The organism is Thalassobellus citreus, from assembly GCF_044385915.1.
Lineage (GTDB): Bacteria > Bacteroidota > Bacteroidia > Flavobacteriales > Flavobacteriaceae > Thalassobellus > Thalassobellus citreus.
In genome coordinates, this window is sequence record NZ_JBISCC010000122.1 from 267,167 (window position 1) to 282,133 (window position 14,967).

The 14,967-nt window shown below is 31.6% G+C and carries 14 protein-coding genes; 11 read left to right on the forward strand and 3 right to left on the reverse strand.

All coding sequences use genetic code 11. The annotated features are described in order from the left end of the window. Nucleotides 1-17 precede the first annotated feature (17 nt). A complete protein-coding gene (locus ACH5TX_RS08755; protein ID WP_439339123.1) occupies nucleotides 18-1,127 on the forward strand; it encodes an alpha/beta hydrolase family protein in 1,110 nt (369 codons plus the stop codon). A 143-nt stretch (nucleotides 1,128-1,270) separates the two neighbouring features. On the opposite strand, the gene obgE is transcribed toward ACH5TX_RS08755, so the two are convergent. Together obgE and ACH5TX_RS08765 are read right to left on the reverse strand one after the other, a co-directional pair. Continuing rightward, the gene (gene obgE, locus ACH5TX_RS08760) at nucleotides 1,271-2,269 is read right to left on the reverse strand and encodes a GTPase ObgE (RefSeq protein ID WP_439339124.1); all 999 of its coding nucleotides are present in this window, start codon (nucleotides 2,267-2,269) and stop codon (nucleotides 1,271-1,273) included. 173 nt (nucleotides 2,270-2,442) lie between these two features. Further along, entirely contained in the window at nucleotides 2,443-3,552 is a 1,110-nt protein-coding gene (locus ACH5TX_RS08765) for an adenylate kinase (RefSeq protein ID WP_439339125.1), read from the reverse strand. A 136-nt stretch (nucleotides 3,553-3,688) separates the two neighbouring features. Here ACH5TX_RS08765 and ACH5TX_RS08770 point away from each other — a divergent pair, with 136 nt between their 5' ends. The 9 genes from ACH5TX_RS08770 to ACH5TX_RS08810 all read left to right on the forward strand — a co-directional run bounded on the left by ACH5TX_RS08770 (nucleotide 3,689) and on the right by ACH5TX_RS08810 (nucleotide 11,163). Then, the gene (locus ACH5TX_RS08770; protein WP_439339126.1) at nucleotides 3,689-4,843 is read left to right on the forward strand and encodes a 5-(carboxyamino)imidazole ribonucleotide synthase; all 1,155 of its coding nucleotides are present in this window, start codon (nucleotides 3,689-3,691) and stop codon (nucleotides 4,841-4,843) included. A gap of 2 nt (nucleotides 4,844-4,845) precedes the next feature. Next, on the forward strand, nucleotides 4,846-5,325 hold the full coding sequence (gene purE, locus ACH5TX_RS08775) for a 5-(carboxyamino)imidazole ribonucleotide mutase (RefSeq protein WP_439339127.1): 480 nt from the start codon (nucleotides 4,846-4,848) through the stop codon (nucleotides 5,323-5,325). 155 nt (nucleotides 5,326-5,480) lie between these two features. After that, on the forward strand, nucleotides 5,481-7,517 hold the full coding sequence (locus ACH5TX_RS08780) for a M3 family metallopeptidase (protein WP_439339128.1): 2,037 nt from the start codon (nucleotides 5,481-5,483) through the stop codon (nucleotides 7,515-7,517). A 28-nt stretch (nucleotides 7,518-7,545) separates the two neighbouring features. After that, nucleotides 7,546-8,328 (forward strand): hypothetical protein, encoded by a 783-nt coding sequence (locus tag ACH5TX_RS08785; protein ID WP_439339129.1) that lies wholly within the window; start codon nucleotides 7,546-7,548, stop codon nucleotides 8,326-8,328. A gap of 48 nt (nucleotides 8,329-8,376) precedes the next feature. Next, the gene (locus ACH5TX_RS08790) at nucleotides 8,377-8,880 is read left to right on the forward strand and encodes a GbsR/MarR family transcriptional regulator (protein WP_439336890.1); all 504 of its coding nucleotides are present in this window, start codon (nucleotides 8,377-8,379) and stop codon (nucleotides 8,878-8,880) included. Nucleotides 8,881-8,935: 55 nt separating this feature from the next. Further along, on the forward strand, nucleotides 8,936-9,376 hold the full coding sequence (locus ACH5TX_RS08795; RefSeq protein ID WP_439339130.1) for a hypothetical protein: 441 nt from the start codon (nucleotides 8,936-8,938) through the stop codon (nucleotides 9,374-9,376). A 9-nt stretch (nucleotides 9,377-9,385) separates the two neighbouring features. Beyond that, entirely contained in the window at nucleotides 9,386-10,261 is an 876-nt protein-coding gene (locus tag ACH5TX_RS08800) for a methyltransferase domain-containing protein (RefSeq protein ID WP_439339131.1), read from the forward strand. A gap of 84 nt (nucleotides 10,262-10,345) precedes the next feature. Next, nucleotides 10,346-10,900 carry a sigma-70 family RNA polymerase sigma factor gene (locus ACH5TX_RS08805; RefSeq protein WP_439339132.1) on the forward strand — a complete coding sequence of 185 codons (555 nt, stop codon included), beginning with the start codon at nucleotides 10,346-10,348 and terminating at the stop codon, nucleotides 10,898-10,900. Between the two features lie 2 nt (nucleotides 10,901-10,902). After that, complete coding sequence (locus ACH5TX_RS08810) at nucleotides 10,903-11,163, forward strand: hypothetical protein (RefSeq protein ID WP_439339133.1); 261 nt, start codon at nucleotides 10,903-10,905, stop codon at nucleotides 11,161-11,163. On the opposite strand, the gene ACH5TX_RS08815 is transcribed toward ACH5TX_RS08810, so the two are convergent. Continuing rightward, nucleotides 11,156-11,989, reverse strand: a complete 834-nt coding sequence (locus ACH5TX_RS08815; protein WP_439339134.1) for a UbiA prenyltransferase family protein — start codon at nucleotides 11,987-11,989, stop codon at nucleotides 11,156-11,158. The genes ACH5TX_RS08810 and ACH5TX_RS08815 overlap by 8 nt on opposite strands. A 120-nt stretch (nucleotides 11,990-12,109) precedes the next feature. On the opposite strand from ACH5TX_RS08815, the gene gcvP reads away from it, so the two are divergent. After that, complete coding sequence (gene gcvP, locus ACH5TX_RS08820; protein ID WP_439339135.1) at nucleotides 12,110-14,959, forward strand: aminomethyl-transferring glycine dehydrogenase; 2,850 nt, start codon at nucleotides 12,110-12,112, stop codon at nucleotides 14,957-14,959. The last annotated feature ends 8 nt before the right edge of the window (nucleotides 14,960-14,967 follow it).

The following is a 14,967-nucleotide window of genomic DNA, read 5'->3' on the forward strand; positions in this document are numbered from 1 at the left end:
CATTAAAATCATTCATTTTGAAATTCATTTACAATAGTATAGTCTTAATATCCATTCTTTTCGCTTCATCTTTATTTTCTCAAAACACACGTCCTCAAGATCCAAAAACACCCTATAATTATATTTCTGAAGACATTTTTTTTATAAACGCTAAAGCAGACAGTATAAAGCTAGCAGGAACTTTAACACTTCCTAAAAACAAGAAAAAGCCAACCGTTGCTATTTTAATTTCTGGTTCTGGTCCACAAAACAGAAATGAAGAGGTTAAACAATTTAATCACAGACCTTTTTTAGTGCTTTCAGATTATTTAACTAATAATGGTATCGCTGTTTTAAGATATGATGACAGAGGTATTGCAGAATCTAAAGGGGATTATAAAAGTGCTACAACTCTAGATTTCGCTTCAGATGTTGAAGCTGCTATTAGCTATTTAAAAACAAGACATGATATTGACACGTTAAAAATAGGCCTAATTGGACATAGTGAAGGCGGACTTATAGCTCCAATAGTTGCATCTAGAAATAAAGATGTTGCTTTTACTGTTTTACTAGCAGGTACTGGTGTAAATGGAGCAACCATTTTAGAAACACAGGCAAAAAAAGCTGGAGAACTTGCGGGAACACCTGAAGCTTTTTTAAATGAAAATGGAAAGTTAGCACATATTTTATATGATATTATTAGAACCAATACAGATGAAGACATTATAAAAACAAAAATCACAAAAGAACTTAATGATTACAAAACAAACAATCCCATGTCTGTACTTGCACCTGCAATAACTCCAGTAATGATTAAACAACAATTAGGAATATTAAAATCTAAATGGATTTGTGAATTTATTAGATTAGAGCCTAAAGATTATTTAGAAAAAACCACATGTCCTGTATTAGCGTTAAACGGAAGTTTAGATTTTCAAGTGATTCCTGAAATTAATTTAGAAGGCATTAAAAACGCTCTTGAAAAAGCAGAAAATAAAGATGTTACTATAAAAGAACTAGACGGGTTAAATCATTTATTTCAAACTGCAGAAACTGGCAGTATGCAAGAATATAGTAAGATTGAAGAAACCTTTTCCCCTATAGCTTTAGAAATAATTAAAAATTGGATTTTAGAGCGATTTAAATAAATAATTTCTTGAAACAAATTATTCACATTGCTTATCCATTGAGATAGCTGTATGATTTCACTTTAATCTAAAAAAAATCCTGTATTTATATTCCCGTTTTCACGGGAATGACAATTTCAACGGAATAAAAGAATTCTTTTCAATTAATCATTCAACATTTTCCACAACTTATCTTTAAGTTCTGTAATTCCTTGTTGGGCAACAGATGATATAAATAAGTAAGGAATAGGTAATTCGTTATCAAGCTCTACTTTAAGTTCTGCTTTTAACTCATCATCTAACATATCAGATTTAGAAATAGCTATAATACGGTCTTTATCTAGCATTTCTGGGTTGTAACGACGAAGTTCATCTAATAGAATATCGTATTGTTTTTTAACATCTTCGGCATCAGCAGGAATTAAAAATAGTAAGATTGAATTTCGTTCAATATGACGTAAAAAATAATGTCCCAATCCTTTTCCTTCTGCAGCTCCTTCAATAATTCCAGGAATATCTGCCATTACAAAGGTTTGAAAATCGCGATACTCAACAATACCTAAATTAGGCTTTAGAGTTGTAAACTCGTAATCGGCAATTTTTGGTTTTGCAGATGTTACAACCGATAAAAGTGTAGACTTTCCGGCATTAGGAAAACCAACTAAACCAACATCGGCCAACACTTTTAATTCTAAAGTAATATGGCGTTCTTCTAGCGGCATACCAGGTTGCGCATAACGTGGTGTTTGATTGGTAGACGATCTAAAATGCCAGTTCCCTAATCCGCCTTTTCCACCTTGAGCTATAATTTTTTCTTCACCTTCATCTGTAATTTCAAAAATAATCTCGTTGGTTTCTGTATCTCGAACCACAGTTCCTAACGGCACATCAACATACATATCTTCACCATCGGCACCAAAACTTCTACTTTTGCTACCACTACCACCATGACCTGCTCTAATGTGTTTTTTAAACTTTAAATGAAGTAGTGTCCAAAGGTTTGAATTCCCTTTAAGAATAACATGACCTCCACGACCACCATCACCACCATCGGGTCCTCCTTTTGTAATATATTTTTCGCGATGTAAATGCGCAGATCCTTGCCCTCCTTTACCAGAGCTTACATACATTTTTACGTAATCTACAAAATTGCCTTCAGTCATGATTCAAGTTAAAAGTTATGAGTTAAAAAGTTAAAAGTTTTATGACTCTTACTTTTTATTTTTTCCGCGAAAGCGAAACATTTAATATATATAGTTCTATAAAACTAGAAACTATATCTTTTAATTTGAGATATAGTTTCTAATTCTTGAGATTTTTGCTTTCGCAAAAAATCTTATAATGTATCAATCACACCACTTATACGTTGTGTAATGTCTTCAATACTACCAACACCATCAACGCCATAGTATTTGTTTAGAGCCGAGTAGTAATCTTTTAAAATAGCTGTTTTATTATAATATTCTGTAATTCTATTTCTAATAATAGATTCATCAGCATCATCTGCTCTTCCGCTAGTTTTACCTCTACCAAGTAAACGTTCTACTAAAATTTCATCGTCTACTTCTAAAGCAATCATCGCATTTATTTGCGAGTCTTTGCTATCTAATAATTCGCCTAAAGCATCAGCTTGTGCATTTGTACGAGGAAATCCATCAAAAATAAAACCATTAGCATCGGCATTTTTTTCAACCTCAGCATTTAACATATCAATAGTTACTTGATCTGGAACCAATTCGCCTTTATCTATATAAGATTTAGCTAACATACCTAAAGCTGTTTCGTTTTTAATATTGAATCTAAAAACATCGCCTGTAGAAATGTGTACTAAATTGTATTTTTCTTTTAAGAATTCTGCTTGTGTTCCTTTCCCTGCACCTGGAGGGCCAAATAGCACTAAATTTGTCATGTGTTTTGTTTCTTTTATTTGATAAACTTCTGGAATATCTCTCCCCAATCCATCATAGTCTAAGCCGTAACCAACTATAAATTTATTAGGAATTTCTATACCAACATAATGTAATTTAAAATCTTTTTTATATGCTTCGGGTTTATAAAACAGTGTGGCTATTTTTAAAGATTTTACATGTTCATTTTTAAAAATCCTGTGTACTTCTGCTAGTGTATTTCCCGTATCAATAATATCTTCTAAAATAACAACTGTACGCCCTGTTAAATCTTGAGTAAGACCAATTAAACGTTGAATATCCTCGGTAGATTTAACACCTTCATAAGAAGCTAACTTTATAAAAGTAACTTCACATGGTTTTGGGTACTTTTTAACAAAATCGCTTACTACCATAAACGATCCATTTAAAATACCAATAAACACAGGAATTTCGTCGCCTATATCATTTGCAATCTCCTCTGCCATTTTAGACAACGCACTATCTATCTCTTGTGCAGAAATAAATGGTTTAAAATATTTGTCGTGTAGCTTTATCACCGTAATTATTTTTTGAAGAGGCAAAGATAATCAATAGATTAAGGAATTACGCTTTTTTGATTTACGAATTAAGAAGTAATTTAAGATTTAAGTGTATTTTTGCATATCAATTAACAATATCTCGTAATTATAAACAATGAATTATTTCTCTTCAAATTTTAAACTTGGCATTCTAGGTGGCGGTCAATTAGGTAAAATGCTACTTTATAATACTAGAAAATTTGACATTTATACAAGTATTTTAGAAGCTAGTAATGAAGCGCCTTGTAAAATTGCTTGTGATGAATTTCACTTAGGCAATTTAATGGATTATGATGCGGTTTATAATTTTGGAAAACAAGTTGATGTTTTAACTATTGAAATTGAAAATGTTAATATAGATGCTTTAGAAGCTCTTGAAAAAGAAGGAATAAAAGTATATCCTGCTTCTAAAACGTTGAGAACAATTCAGAATAAAGCGACCCAAAAGTTATTTTATGTTGACAATAATTTACCAACAGCACCATTTTCTAGATTTGCTTATACTTCTGAAATAAAAGACGCTATAAACCACGGTGGTTTAACCATGCCTTTTGTTTGGAAATGTGCTCAGTTTGGATATGATGGTACGGGCGTTAAAATTGTAAAAACAATTGAAGATTTAGAAGGTTTACCTAACGTGGAATGTATTGCAGAAAACCTAGTGCCGTTTAAAAACGAACTGGCTGTTATTGTTGCAAGAAATGCTTCAGGTGATGTTAAAACCTACCCTGTTGTAGAAATGGAATTTCACCCAGAAGCCAACCAAGTAGAGTATGTTATTTGTCCTGCTAGAATTTCTGAAACAGTTGCAAAAAAAGCAGAAGAAGTTGCTTTAAAAGCGTCTGAAGCATACAATCACGTAGGGCTTTTAGCTGTTGAAATGTTTCAAACACAGGAGGATGAAATTTTAATAAACGAAGTAGCTCCAAGACCTCATAATTCGGGACACCAAACCATTGAAGCTAGTTACACCTCACAATTTGAACAACACATTCGTGCTATTTTAGATTTACCATTAGGAAGAACCGATAGTAAAGTTGGTGGTGTTATGGTAAATTTAGTGGGAGCTGAAGGATTTACAGGAGATGTTGTTTATGAAAACATTGAAACTATTATGAATATGGATGGTGTAACACCACATATTTATGGTAAAAAACAAACACGTCCGTTTAGAAAAATGGGACATGTAACGATAGTAAATGAAGATTTAGCCGAAGCTAGAAAAATAGCCGAAGCTGTAAAGAAAACGATAAAAGTAATAAGTAAATAATTATGAGTAAAGTTGGAGTTATTATGGGGAGCAAAAGCGACCTACCCGTTATGCAAGATGCAATAGATATTTTAAAAGGTTTTGATATAGAAGTTGAAGTAGATATTGTTTCAGCTCACAGAACTCCCGAAAAATTATTTGATTATGGTAAACACGCACACACTAGAGGTTTCTCTGTAGTTATTGCTGGTGCTGGTGGCGCTGCTCATTTACCTGGTATGATTGCTTCATTGTCGCCTTTACCTGTAATTGGTGTACCTGTAAAAAGCAGTAACTCTATTGACGGATGGGATTCTGTACTATCTATTCTTCAAATGCCTGGTGGTGTACCTGTTGCAACAGTAGCTTTAAATGGCGCAAAAAATGCTGGAATTTTAGCAGCACAAATTATTGGATCTTCAGATAAATGTGTGCTAGATAAAATTATAGCTTACAAAGAAGGCTTAAAAATAAAAGTAAACGAATCGGCCAAAGATTTATAATAAAAAAGCCTCAAATTAAATTTGAGGCTTTTTAGCTATTAACAAAAATTTATTGAGTTAGTCACTCTTTATATTTTTTTTTGAAAAAACAAATATATAAAAATATTACTATGTATGCATAGTAATATTTATTTTTAAACATATTTACATATAAAATGATAAAACATTCATTAGTTACACCGTTTAAAACAAAGTACAATACAGCTCCTTTCTCTAAAATTGAAAACGAAGATTATCTTCCCACTTTTAAAGAAGCTATAAAACAAGCTAAATCAGAAATTGATGCTATTGTTGATAATATAGAAGAACCTTCTTTTAAAAACACCATTGAAGCTTTAGATTTTTCGGGAGAACAATTAGATAGAATTTCTAGTATTTTCTTTAATTTGAATTCAGCTGAAACCAATGAAACTATTCAAAAAATAGCGCAAGAAGTTTCACCATTATTATCAGATTTTAGTAACGACATTACTTTAAATGCCGATTTATTTAAACGCGTAAAAGCGGTTTATGATTCTACAGATGAATTAGATTTAACTACCGAACAACAAACATTACTAGATAAAAAATATAAAGGTTTTTCACGAAACGGTGCTAATTTGCCAGAAGATAAAAAAGAAAAACTTCGTGAAGTTGACAAAAAATTAAGTCAGTTAAAATTAAAATTTGGAGAAAACGTATTAGCAGAAACTAATAAGTTTGAAATGCTAATAACTAATGAATCTGATTTATCGGGCTTACCAGAAGGCACCAAAGAAGCTGCAAAACAATTAGCTGAAAGCAAAGACAAAACAGGTTGGCTATTTACTTTAGATTACCCAAGCTATATTCCGTTTGTTACATATGCAGAAAACAGAGAACTTCGTAAAAAAATAACACTTGCAGCAGGAAGTAAAGCTTTTAATGGAGATGCTTTAGATAATCAAGAAAACGTTTTACAAATAGTAAAGCTTCGTCATGAGCGCGCCAATTTATTAGGTTATAAAACACATGCCCATTTTGTTTTAGAAGAACGTATGGCAGAAACGCCAGAAACCGTTCTTAATTTTTCTAACGAATTATTAGAAAAAGCAAAACCAGCTGCGGAAGCTGAATTTAAAAATTTAGAGAAGTTCGCTAAAGCATTAGATAATATTGATAGATTAGAAAAATGGGATGGATCTTATTATTCTGAAAAGCTAAAACAAAAATTATTTAGTTTAGATGACGAATTGCTAAAACCTTATTTCAAATTAGAGAATGTTATTGATGGTGCTTTTACAGTTGCCAATAAATTATTCGATTTAAACTTTGAAGAAATTAATGATATTGATAAATATCATGAAGATGTCCTTACTTATAAAGTAACCAATAATAATGGTGATTTAGTATCTATTTTTTATGCCGATTTTTTCCCAAGAGCAGGAAAACGAAACGGTGCGTGGATGACATCTTACAAACCACAATACATAACTAATGGTGAGAATAGCAGACCTCATGCTTCTATAGTTTGCAACTTTACAAAACCAACAAAAAGCAAACCGTCGCTTTTAACCTTTAATGAAGTTACCACCTTGTTTCATGAATTCGGTCATGCACTGCACGGTATGCTAGCCAACACCACTTACCCTAGTCTATCTGGAACTAGCGTGTTTTGGGATTTTGTAGAATTACCTAGTCAGGTAATGGAAAACTGGTGTTTTGAAAAAGAAGCTTTAGAGTTGTTTGCTAAACATTACGAAACTGGAGAAATTATTCCAATGGAATTGGTTGAAAAAATAAAAGAATCATCAACATTTCATGAAGGTATGCAAACCTTACGTCAGTTAAGTTTCGGGCTTTTAGATATGAGTTGGCATAGTGAAGATCCTTCTAAAATAACAAATGTAAAAGCTTTTGAATCTGAAGCTTTTAAAAACACATCATTATATCCTGAAACTAAAGAGACCTGTATGAGTACTGCCTTTTCTCATATTTTTCAAGGTGGGTATTCATCTGGATATTACAGCTACAAATGGGCCGAAGTTTTAGATGCCGATGCATTTGAATATTTTAAAGAAGCTGGTATTTTTAATAAAGAGGTCGCTACTAAATTTAAAGACAACGTACTTTCTCAAGGCGGTACAGAAAACCCAATGACACTTTACAAACGTTTTAGAGGACAAGAACCAAAACCTGAGGCATTGTTGAGACGTGCTGGGTTGTTGAAATAAACCAAAGAGTTTATGCGTTTAGATGTTTATGAAGTTTATTAATTTTTTTGGACATCTAATAATTATTATATTCTTAACTGCTATCACCCAAATTGGAGGAATCATTTGGGTGATAGCGTTATTTCTTTCATCAAAATTTAAAAAGAAGAAACGAATAATTTTTCCAATTATTTATTTAGCATGTAATCTTTTTATAGTTCCACCATTAGCGAAGGTTTTTGGCAGAGAACCTCTACCAGTTTTTAATAAAAAACTGAAACCTAGAAATTTAGTATATCCTTTACTATTTAGACATTACGTAAAGTCGTCTTTAAAAATTGAACTTGAAAATTCTGCGAATGTATTATTTAAATCAGATATATCAATTACTTATCTAGATGCCAATTTTCCTTTTTTAGATAAATTCCCTTTACTACCTCATTTAAGTCATAATGATGGTAAAAAAATAGATATCTGTTTTATGTATTTAAATGAAAACAAAAAATCGACAGATAAAAAACCTTCAATTTCAGGTTATGGTATATACACAAATTCTGAAAAGAATTTTACTTCCAATAATTGTAAAAGAAAAGGCTATTGGCAATATGATTTTTCAAAATATTTTTCTTTCGGGAAAATTAATAATTTAACTATTGATGAATTTAAGACGAAAAAATTAATCAAACAGTTACTTTCAAATTCCAATACTAAAAAAATATTTATTGAACCTCATCTAAAACAATCTTTAGGTTTAAGTAATGAAACTAAAATCCGCTTTCATGGATGTCAAGCAGTTCGTCATGATGATCATATTCATTTAGAAACAAAATAAACTTTCAATAATTATTGAAAGCTTAGAAATTATTTATATCTTTGAGTCATGGAATATCAAGAGGCAAAAGAAAAATTTATAAACACCTGGGGAAGCTTAGGCACGCTTTGGGGTATTAATAAAGCCATGGCACAAATACAATCGCTTCTTTTTATTTCAACAAAACCATTATCTATGGAAGAGATTATGGATGAACTTAAAATTTCTCGTGGTAATACGAGTATGAACCTTCGCCAATTAATGGATTGGGGCATCGTAACTAAAGAGCTTGTTCCGGGAGAACGCAAAGAATTTTTCACTACTGAAAAAGATGTACAAGAACTAGCTAGACATATTGCAAAAGAACGTAGCAGAAGAGAAATTAAACCCGTTATTAAAATATTAAAAGATGTGAGTTCTATTAAAGATGATGGCACAGAAAAAACTAAAGAGCTTATTAAACAAACAAAAGCATTACACGATTTAGCTGAAACTGCCGACTCATTAATGAATAAAATAGTAAACCAAGAACAAAACTGGATCACAAAGTCTTTACTCAAACTTATTAAGTAAAAAAATTTAAAACATAGTTTCAGTAATTATTGAAATTTTAAAAAACAATAAAACTATGAATACACAAATCCCTAACTGGTTAATCATTCTTGGAGGATGTGGTCAAATATTCACTGCACTAATCTATCCATTCATTCGTCATAAAGTTTTTGATTGGTACAATGATGTAAAACAACTAAAGTCATTAAACCAAGAGATAGCTAAAACCTATGGCAGGTACATTCAAGGTTTAAACTTTTCTTTTGGAATAATTGCCATTTTAATTCCTAATGATTTAAAAAATCACACAAATTTAGCTATTGCAATAACAGGGCTCATTGCAGCTTATTGGGTAGGCAAAGTGATAACACAAATAGCATATTATCCAATGTATGAAATTCCAAAAAAATTGATTTTTAAAATAGGCAGTTATTTCATGAATACGCTCTTCACACTCTTTGCTTTTGTATACTCATGGTTATTTATATACAACCTAATACTTCATTTTAATCTTTAAAAACAAAATATGGAAACTAATACAATCACATTATCAAAAAATAGAGAAACAAATAAAATTGAAATGATTGATTTCTATAATGAAGCTACAGAAGATTATGAATTCTGGAGTAAAGATTTCAACATGCACTTTGGTTACTATATTCCTTTTAAAACAAATCCTTTTAAAAGAGATACCATGCTTAATGAGATGAACAATCAAGTAATTAATCACTTAAATATTAACCAAGAAAGAAAAACATTAGCCGATTTAGGTTGCGGAATGGGAGGAACAATGAGATATGCCCTAAAAAAGAATAAAAAGCTTTCTGCTTTTGGAGTAACACTCTCCGAATTTCAAGTAAAGAAAGGTAATGAGTTATTAAAGAATTACAATGGAACTATATTAAAAGAAAACTACAATAACACGTCTTTCAAATCGAACACATTTGATGCAGCACTTGCTATAGAAAGTTTTTGTCATTCAGGACATAGTAAAAAATCAATAGAAGAAGCTTTTCGAATTTTAAAACCAAACGGAAAATTAGTTATTGCTGATGCATTCCTTAAAAAAAGTGAAACTAATTTATGCTTAGGCAGTAATTACGCTTATAAAAAGCTATGCAGTCATTGGAGTTTAGATAAACTAGAAACCATAGATAGCATGGTAAAAAAATTAAAAGAACAGGGGTTTACAAAAATTGAAATTGAAAACGCATCCTTTAGAGTAGCGCTATCTGTATTACATGTACCATTTACTATTATTGGTTTTGTAATAAAACAGCTTTTTAATTCTAAAACATTAAAACGTGAAAGCTTACATAATCTCAAAGGATCATTTTACGCATTATTATCTGGGTTACACATGAAAAGTTTTGGTTATTATATAATAAGCTGTACTAAATAATTCAAATAGTTATAGGCTTAAATAAAAGCAACCAAAATATTCATTTTTTTACCTTATTTTTGGTATTCAAAAAATTTCGCAACAATGCCCAAACATGAAATTAATCCCAATAAGTGGATCGATTTATATTCCGATTATCTCTACAACTACACGATTTCTCGTGTTAGCGATAGAGAGATTGCGCAAGATTTGGTTCAAGACACCTTTTTTGCTGGGCTAAAATCAATGAAAAATTTTAAAGGAGAAGCTAGTGAACGTACTTGGCTAATTTCAATTTTAAAACGAAAAATTATTGATCACTATCGTAAAATAAATTCTAACAAAGGAAAAGCTGAAGTTAGGATTAGTTACAATGACGATAGCGAAAGTGAAGGCGATTGGCTTGAAGAACGTGTTGCAGATCCTTTTGATAAAACAGCTGAAGACAGTATGCAGAATGAAGAACTTGGTGATGCCATACATAACTGCTTAAGTAAATTACCTCAAAAACAAGCAGATGTTTTTAAAATGAAAACCATTGAAGGTTTTGAAACCGAAGTAATTTGTAATGAATTAAATATTACAGCGTCTAACCTTTGGGTTATCATTCATAGAGCTAGAACGGCCATGGCTGATTGCTTAAAAGAAAATTGGTTTTAATTATGAGTAAAATTAAAATAGGAATGCCTTGCGATGAAGCAAATCACGTTTGTGATAAAACGCAATACAAAGAAGCTTCATTATGGGACATGATAAAACTAAACATACATTTAATTTATTGTAGAGCTTGTAGAAAATACACTAAGAACAACACACTACTCACTAAATCAATTGCAGAATCGAAAGTAGAATGTTTAGATAAAGATTGTAAAGAGAAAATGAAAAAAAATCTTGATAAAGCAATAAAGGAAACAACTAATTAAATAAAAGTAATAAAATAAGCCATAGAACTGGCAAGCCTTCTACCCAAAACGCACTATAATATTTCCCCTGCTCAACTTTAGAAAATAAGACAAGTAAAAGTGTTAAAATTGTTATTACTAATAAAGCTAAATATTTACTAAGCGATATTTCATCTTTTAAAAATTCTAAAAAGAAAAATATAACTAATAGCACAGCTCCAATTATTTTGGTTTGCTTCACGCCTATTTTCTGTGGCACTGTAGATAGTTTCAAACTATCATATCGTAAATCTCTAATTTCAAAAGGAAACATTAAAGCAATTACAAAAACATAACGCTGTAAACCTGTTATTATAACATCTGTATCTATTGGATAATCGTTATTAAATAACGGAAGAAAAACAGTAACACCACTCCAAACCAATCCTATTAAATATATTTTAAGTCCGCCAATACTTCTTAAATTATGCTGACTATCTAAAAACATCCGTTTTGGCAAAAAAGGAATGGCATATAAAAAAGTAACAAGGCCTAAACCCGCTATATAAAACATAGTAGTTTCAGCCAATTGAAGTCCATAATAGCACATTAATATAAAGCACAAAAAAGAAAATACCTGAATGCTTTTCAACCAATTTGTTAAGCTTCTATGATGAAATTTTGCAATACCAAAATATTTAACAAAGTTATACCCTGTTATAGAGGCATAAAACACAAAATACAGCACATTCTCATCATAAGAAACATCAAATTCAATAAGTGTTATCCATGTTAATGAAAACACAGACAATGCAACATGAATACTACTATTTATATAAAAATTTAATGCTTGCCTAAACAACTTCATTTAACAAAAGTATAAAAACTGTTGATAAGGTTTTGAAACGGTTAAAAACTTTCCGTTTTACGCAACAAAACATGTTAATTATTACTTATTTTTGCGAAATATATAACAAATCATAACTTAATGAATACAAACGCTTTTGCATTGCGTCATATTGGACCTAGAGAAGAAGAAACAAATCTTATGTTAAAAACCATAGGAGTTGATACACTAGACCAATTAATATATGAAACTGTTCCTGATGATATTCGTTTAAAAAACGGATTAAATTTAGATGCTCCAATGACCGAGCATGAATATTTACTCCACATACACGAAGTATCTAAAAAAAACAAAGTATATAAAACCTATATTGGCTTAGGATATCATCCAACCATCTTGCCTGCAGTTATTCAAAGAAATATTCTTGAAAACCCAGGTTGGTATACAGCATACACGCCTTATCAAGCTGAAATTGCTCAAGGAAGATTGGAAGCGCTTTTAAATTTCCAAACCATGGTTATTGATTTAACAGGTATGGAAATAGCAAATGCATCACTTCTAGATGAAAGTACTGCAGCGGCCGAAGCTATGAGTTTATTATTTGCGGTACGCGATCGTGCACAGAAAAAAGCAGGTATCAATAAGTTTTTTGTTTCAGAAAATATTTTACCTCAAACTTTATCGCTTCTTCAAACAAGAGCATTCCCTATTGGGATTCAATTAATCGTTGGAAATGAAGACGATTTTGATTTCTCATCAGAATTCTTTGGAGCTATTTTACAATACCCTGGAAAAGATGGACAAATAACCGATATAAAATCATTTATTAGTAAAGCTAATGAAGCGCAAATAAAAGTTGCTGTTGCTGCCGATATTTTAAGCTTAGTAAAATTAGAAGCTCCTGGTAAATTTGGTGCCGATGTGGTAGTTGGAACGACTCAACGTTTTGGAATCCCTATGGGATATGGTGGTCCTCATGCAGCATATTTTGCTACTAAAGAAGCTTATAAACGCGATTTACCTGGTCGTATTATTGGTGTTACAAAAGATGCCAATGGTAACAGAGCCTTACGTATGGCTTTACAAACACGCGAACAACATATTAAACGAGACAAAGCAACTTCAAATATATGTACCGCACAAGTTTTACTAGCTGTTATGGCTAGTATGTATGCCGTTTATCATGGAGAAAAAGGGCTAAAACATATTGCCAATAAGGTTCATAATAAAACAGTAACTCTAGCAAATGCATTAGAAAAACTAGGTTACAAACAAATAAACACCTCTTATTTTGATACGCTTCAGTTAAAAACAAAAGCTAAAAAAATTAAAAAGGTTGCTACCGAAAAGAAAGTAAATCTTCATTATCCAGATAAAGAAACAGTTACCATTTCTATTAATGAAACGACTTCTATTAGAGATATTAATTATTTAATTTCTGTTTTTGCTGAAGCTGCTAATAAAGAAACAATAACTATATCTACTATTGAAAGCTTCAATAATATAGATGAATCTATACAAAGAACTTCAGAATTCTTAACACTTGATGTTTTTAAAACATACCATTCTGAAACTGAATTAATGCGTTATATAAAATCATTAGAACGTAAAGATTTATCGTTAAATCATTCCATGATTTCTTTAGGATCTTGTACCATGAAACTAAATGCGGCATCAGAAATGTTACCACTAAGCATTTTTAAATGGGCAAATGTGCATCCGTTTGTTCCTGCAAAACAAGCTAAAGGGTATTTAACTGTTTTAAAAGAGTTAGAAGATCAGTTAACAGAAATTACTGGTTTTGCGGCTACATCGTTACAACCAAACTCCGGTGCACAAGGAGAATTTGCTGGACTTATGGTAATAAAAGCGTATCATGAATCGCGTGGAGATCATCATAGAAACATATGTTTAATTCCATCTTCTGCTCATGGAACAAACCCTGCAAGTGCTGTTATGGCTGGTATGAAGGTTATTGTAACTAAATCTACCGAAGAAGGCAATATTGATGTCGACGATTTACGTGAAAAAGCAGAATTACATAAAGACAATTTATCTTGTTTAATGGTAACATATCCATCTACGCACGGTGTATACGAATCTGCTATTAAAGAAATAACAAAAATAATTCATGATAACGGCGGACAAGTTTATATGGACGGTGCCAACATGAATGCACAAGTAGGACTTACCAATCCAGGAAATATTGGAGCCGATGTTTGTCATCTTAATTTACACAAAACATTTGCAATTCCTCATGGTGGTGGTGGACCAGGAGTAGGACCAATATGTGTAGCAAAACAACTCGTGCCATTTTTACCAGGAAATCCTGTTGTTAAAACTGGTGGAGATAAAGCTATTACAGCTATTTCTGCAGCGCCTTTCGGATCTGCTCTAGCTTGTTTAATATCTTATGGCTATATAAAAATGCTTGGTGCAGAAGGTTTAACAGAATCTACTAAAATGGCCATTTTAAATGCCAACTATATTAAACAACGTTTAGAAGGAAACTTTGATACATTATATTCTGGTGAACGTGGTAGAGCTGCACATGAAATGATTGTTGATTGCCGACCTTTTAAAGCCAATGGTATCGAAGTTACAGATATAGCAAAACGTTTAATGGATTATGGTTTTCATGCACCTACCGTTTCTTTTCCTGTTGCAGGAACATTAATGATAGAGCCAACAGAAAGTGAAAGTAAAGCCGAAATAGACAGGTTCTGTGATGCTATGATTTCTATTAAAAAAGAAATAGATCGCGTTTCAAAAGAAGACATTAACAACGTTTTAAAGAACGCTCCGCATACCTTAGAAATGGTTACTGCCAACGAATGGGATTTACCATACTCTCGTGAAGCTGCAGCATATCCTTTAGACTATGTAAAAACAAATAAATTCTGGCCTAGCGTAAGACGTGTAAATGATGCTTACGGAGATAGAAATTTAGTATGTTCTTGCGTACCTATAGAAGCGTATGCTGAAGCATAAAATTCACG

What these genes read in the sequence shown, in the direction of transcription:
- ACH5TX_RS08800 (WP_439339131.1), top strand. Translation starts at nt 9,386, where the DNA reads ATGGAAACTAATACAATCACATTATCAAAAAATAGAGAAACAAATAAA.
- ACH5TX_RS08795 (WP_439339130.1), top strand. Translation starts at nt 8,936, where the DNA reads ATGAATACACAAATCCCTAACTGGTTAATCATTCTTGGAGGATGTGGT.
- purE (WP_439339127.1), top strand. Translation starts at nt 4,846, where the DNA reads ATGAGTAAAGTTGGAGTTATTATGGGGAGCAAAAGCGACCTACCCGTT.
- gcvP (WP_439339135.1), top strand. Translation starts at nt 12,110, where the DNA reads ATGAATACAAACGCTTTTGCATTGCGTCATATTGGACCTAGAGAAGAA.
- ACH5TX_RS08815 (WP_439339134.1), bottom strand. Translation starts at nt 11,989, where the DNA reads ATGAAGTTGTTTAGGCAAGCATTAAATTTTTATATAAATAGTAGTATT.
- ACH5TX_RS08790 (WP_439336890.1), top strand. Translation starts at nt 8,377, where the DNA reads ATGGAATATCAAGAGGCAAAAGAAAAATTTATAAACACCTGGGGAAGC.
- ACH5TX_RS08805 (WP_439339132.1), top strand. Translation starts at nt 10,346, where the DNA reads ATGCCCAAACATGAAATTAATCCCAATAAGTGGATCGATTTATATTCC.
- ACH5TX_RS08780 (WP_439339128.1), top strand. Translation starts at nt 5,481, where the DNA reads ATGATAAAACATTCATTAGTTACACCGTTTAAAACAAAGTACAATACA.
- ACH5TX_RS08810 (WP_439339133.1), top strand. Translation starts at nt 10,903, where the DNA reads ATGAGTAAAATTAAAATAGGAATGCCTTGCGATGAAGCAAATCACGTT.
- ACH5TX_RS08770 (WP_439339126.1), top strand. Translation starts at nt 3,689, where the DNA reads ATGAATTATTTCTCTTCAAATTTTAAACTTGGCATTCTAGGTGGCGGT.
- obgE (WP_439339124.1), bottom strand. Translation starts at nt 2,269, where the DNA reads ATGACTGAAGGCAATTTTGTAGATTACGTAAAAATGTATGTAAGCTCT.
- ACH5TX_RS08785 (WP_439339129.1), top strand. Translation starts at nt 7,546, where the DNA reads ATGAAGTTTATTAATTTTTTTGGACATCTAATAATTATTATATTCTTA.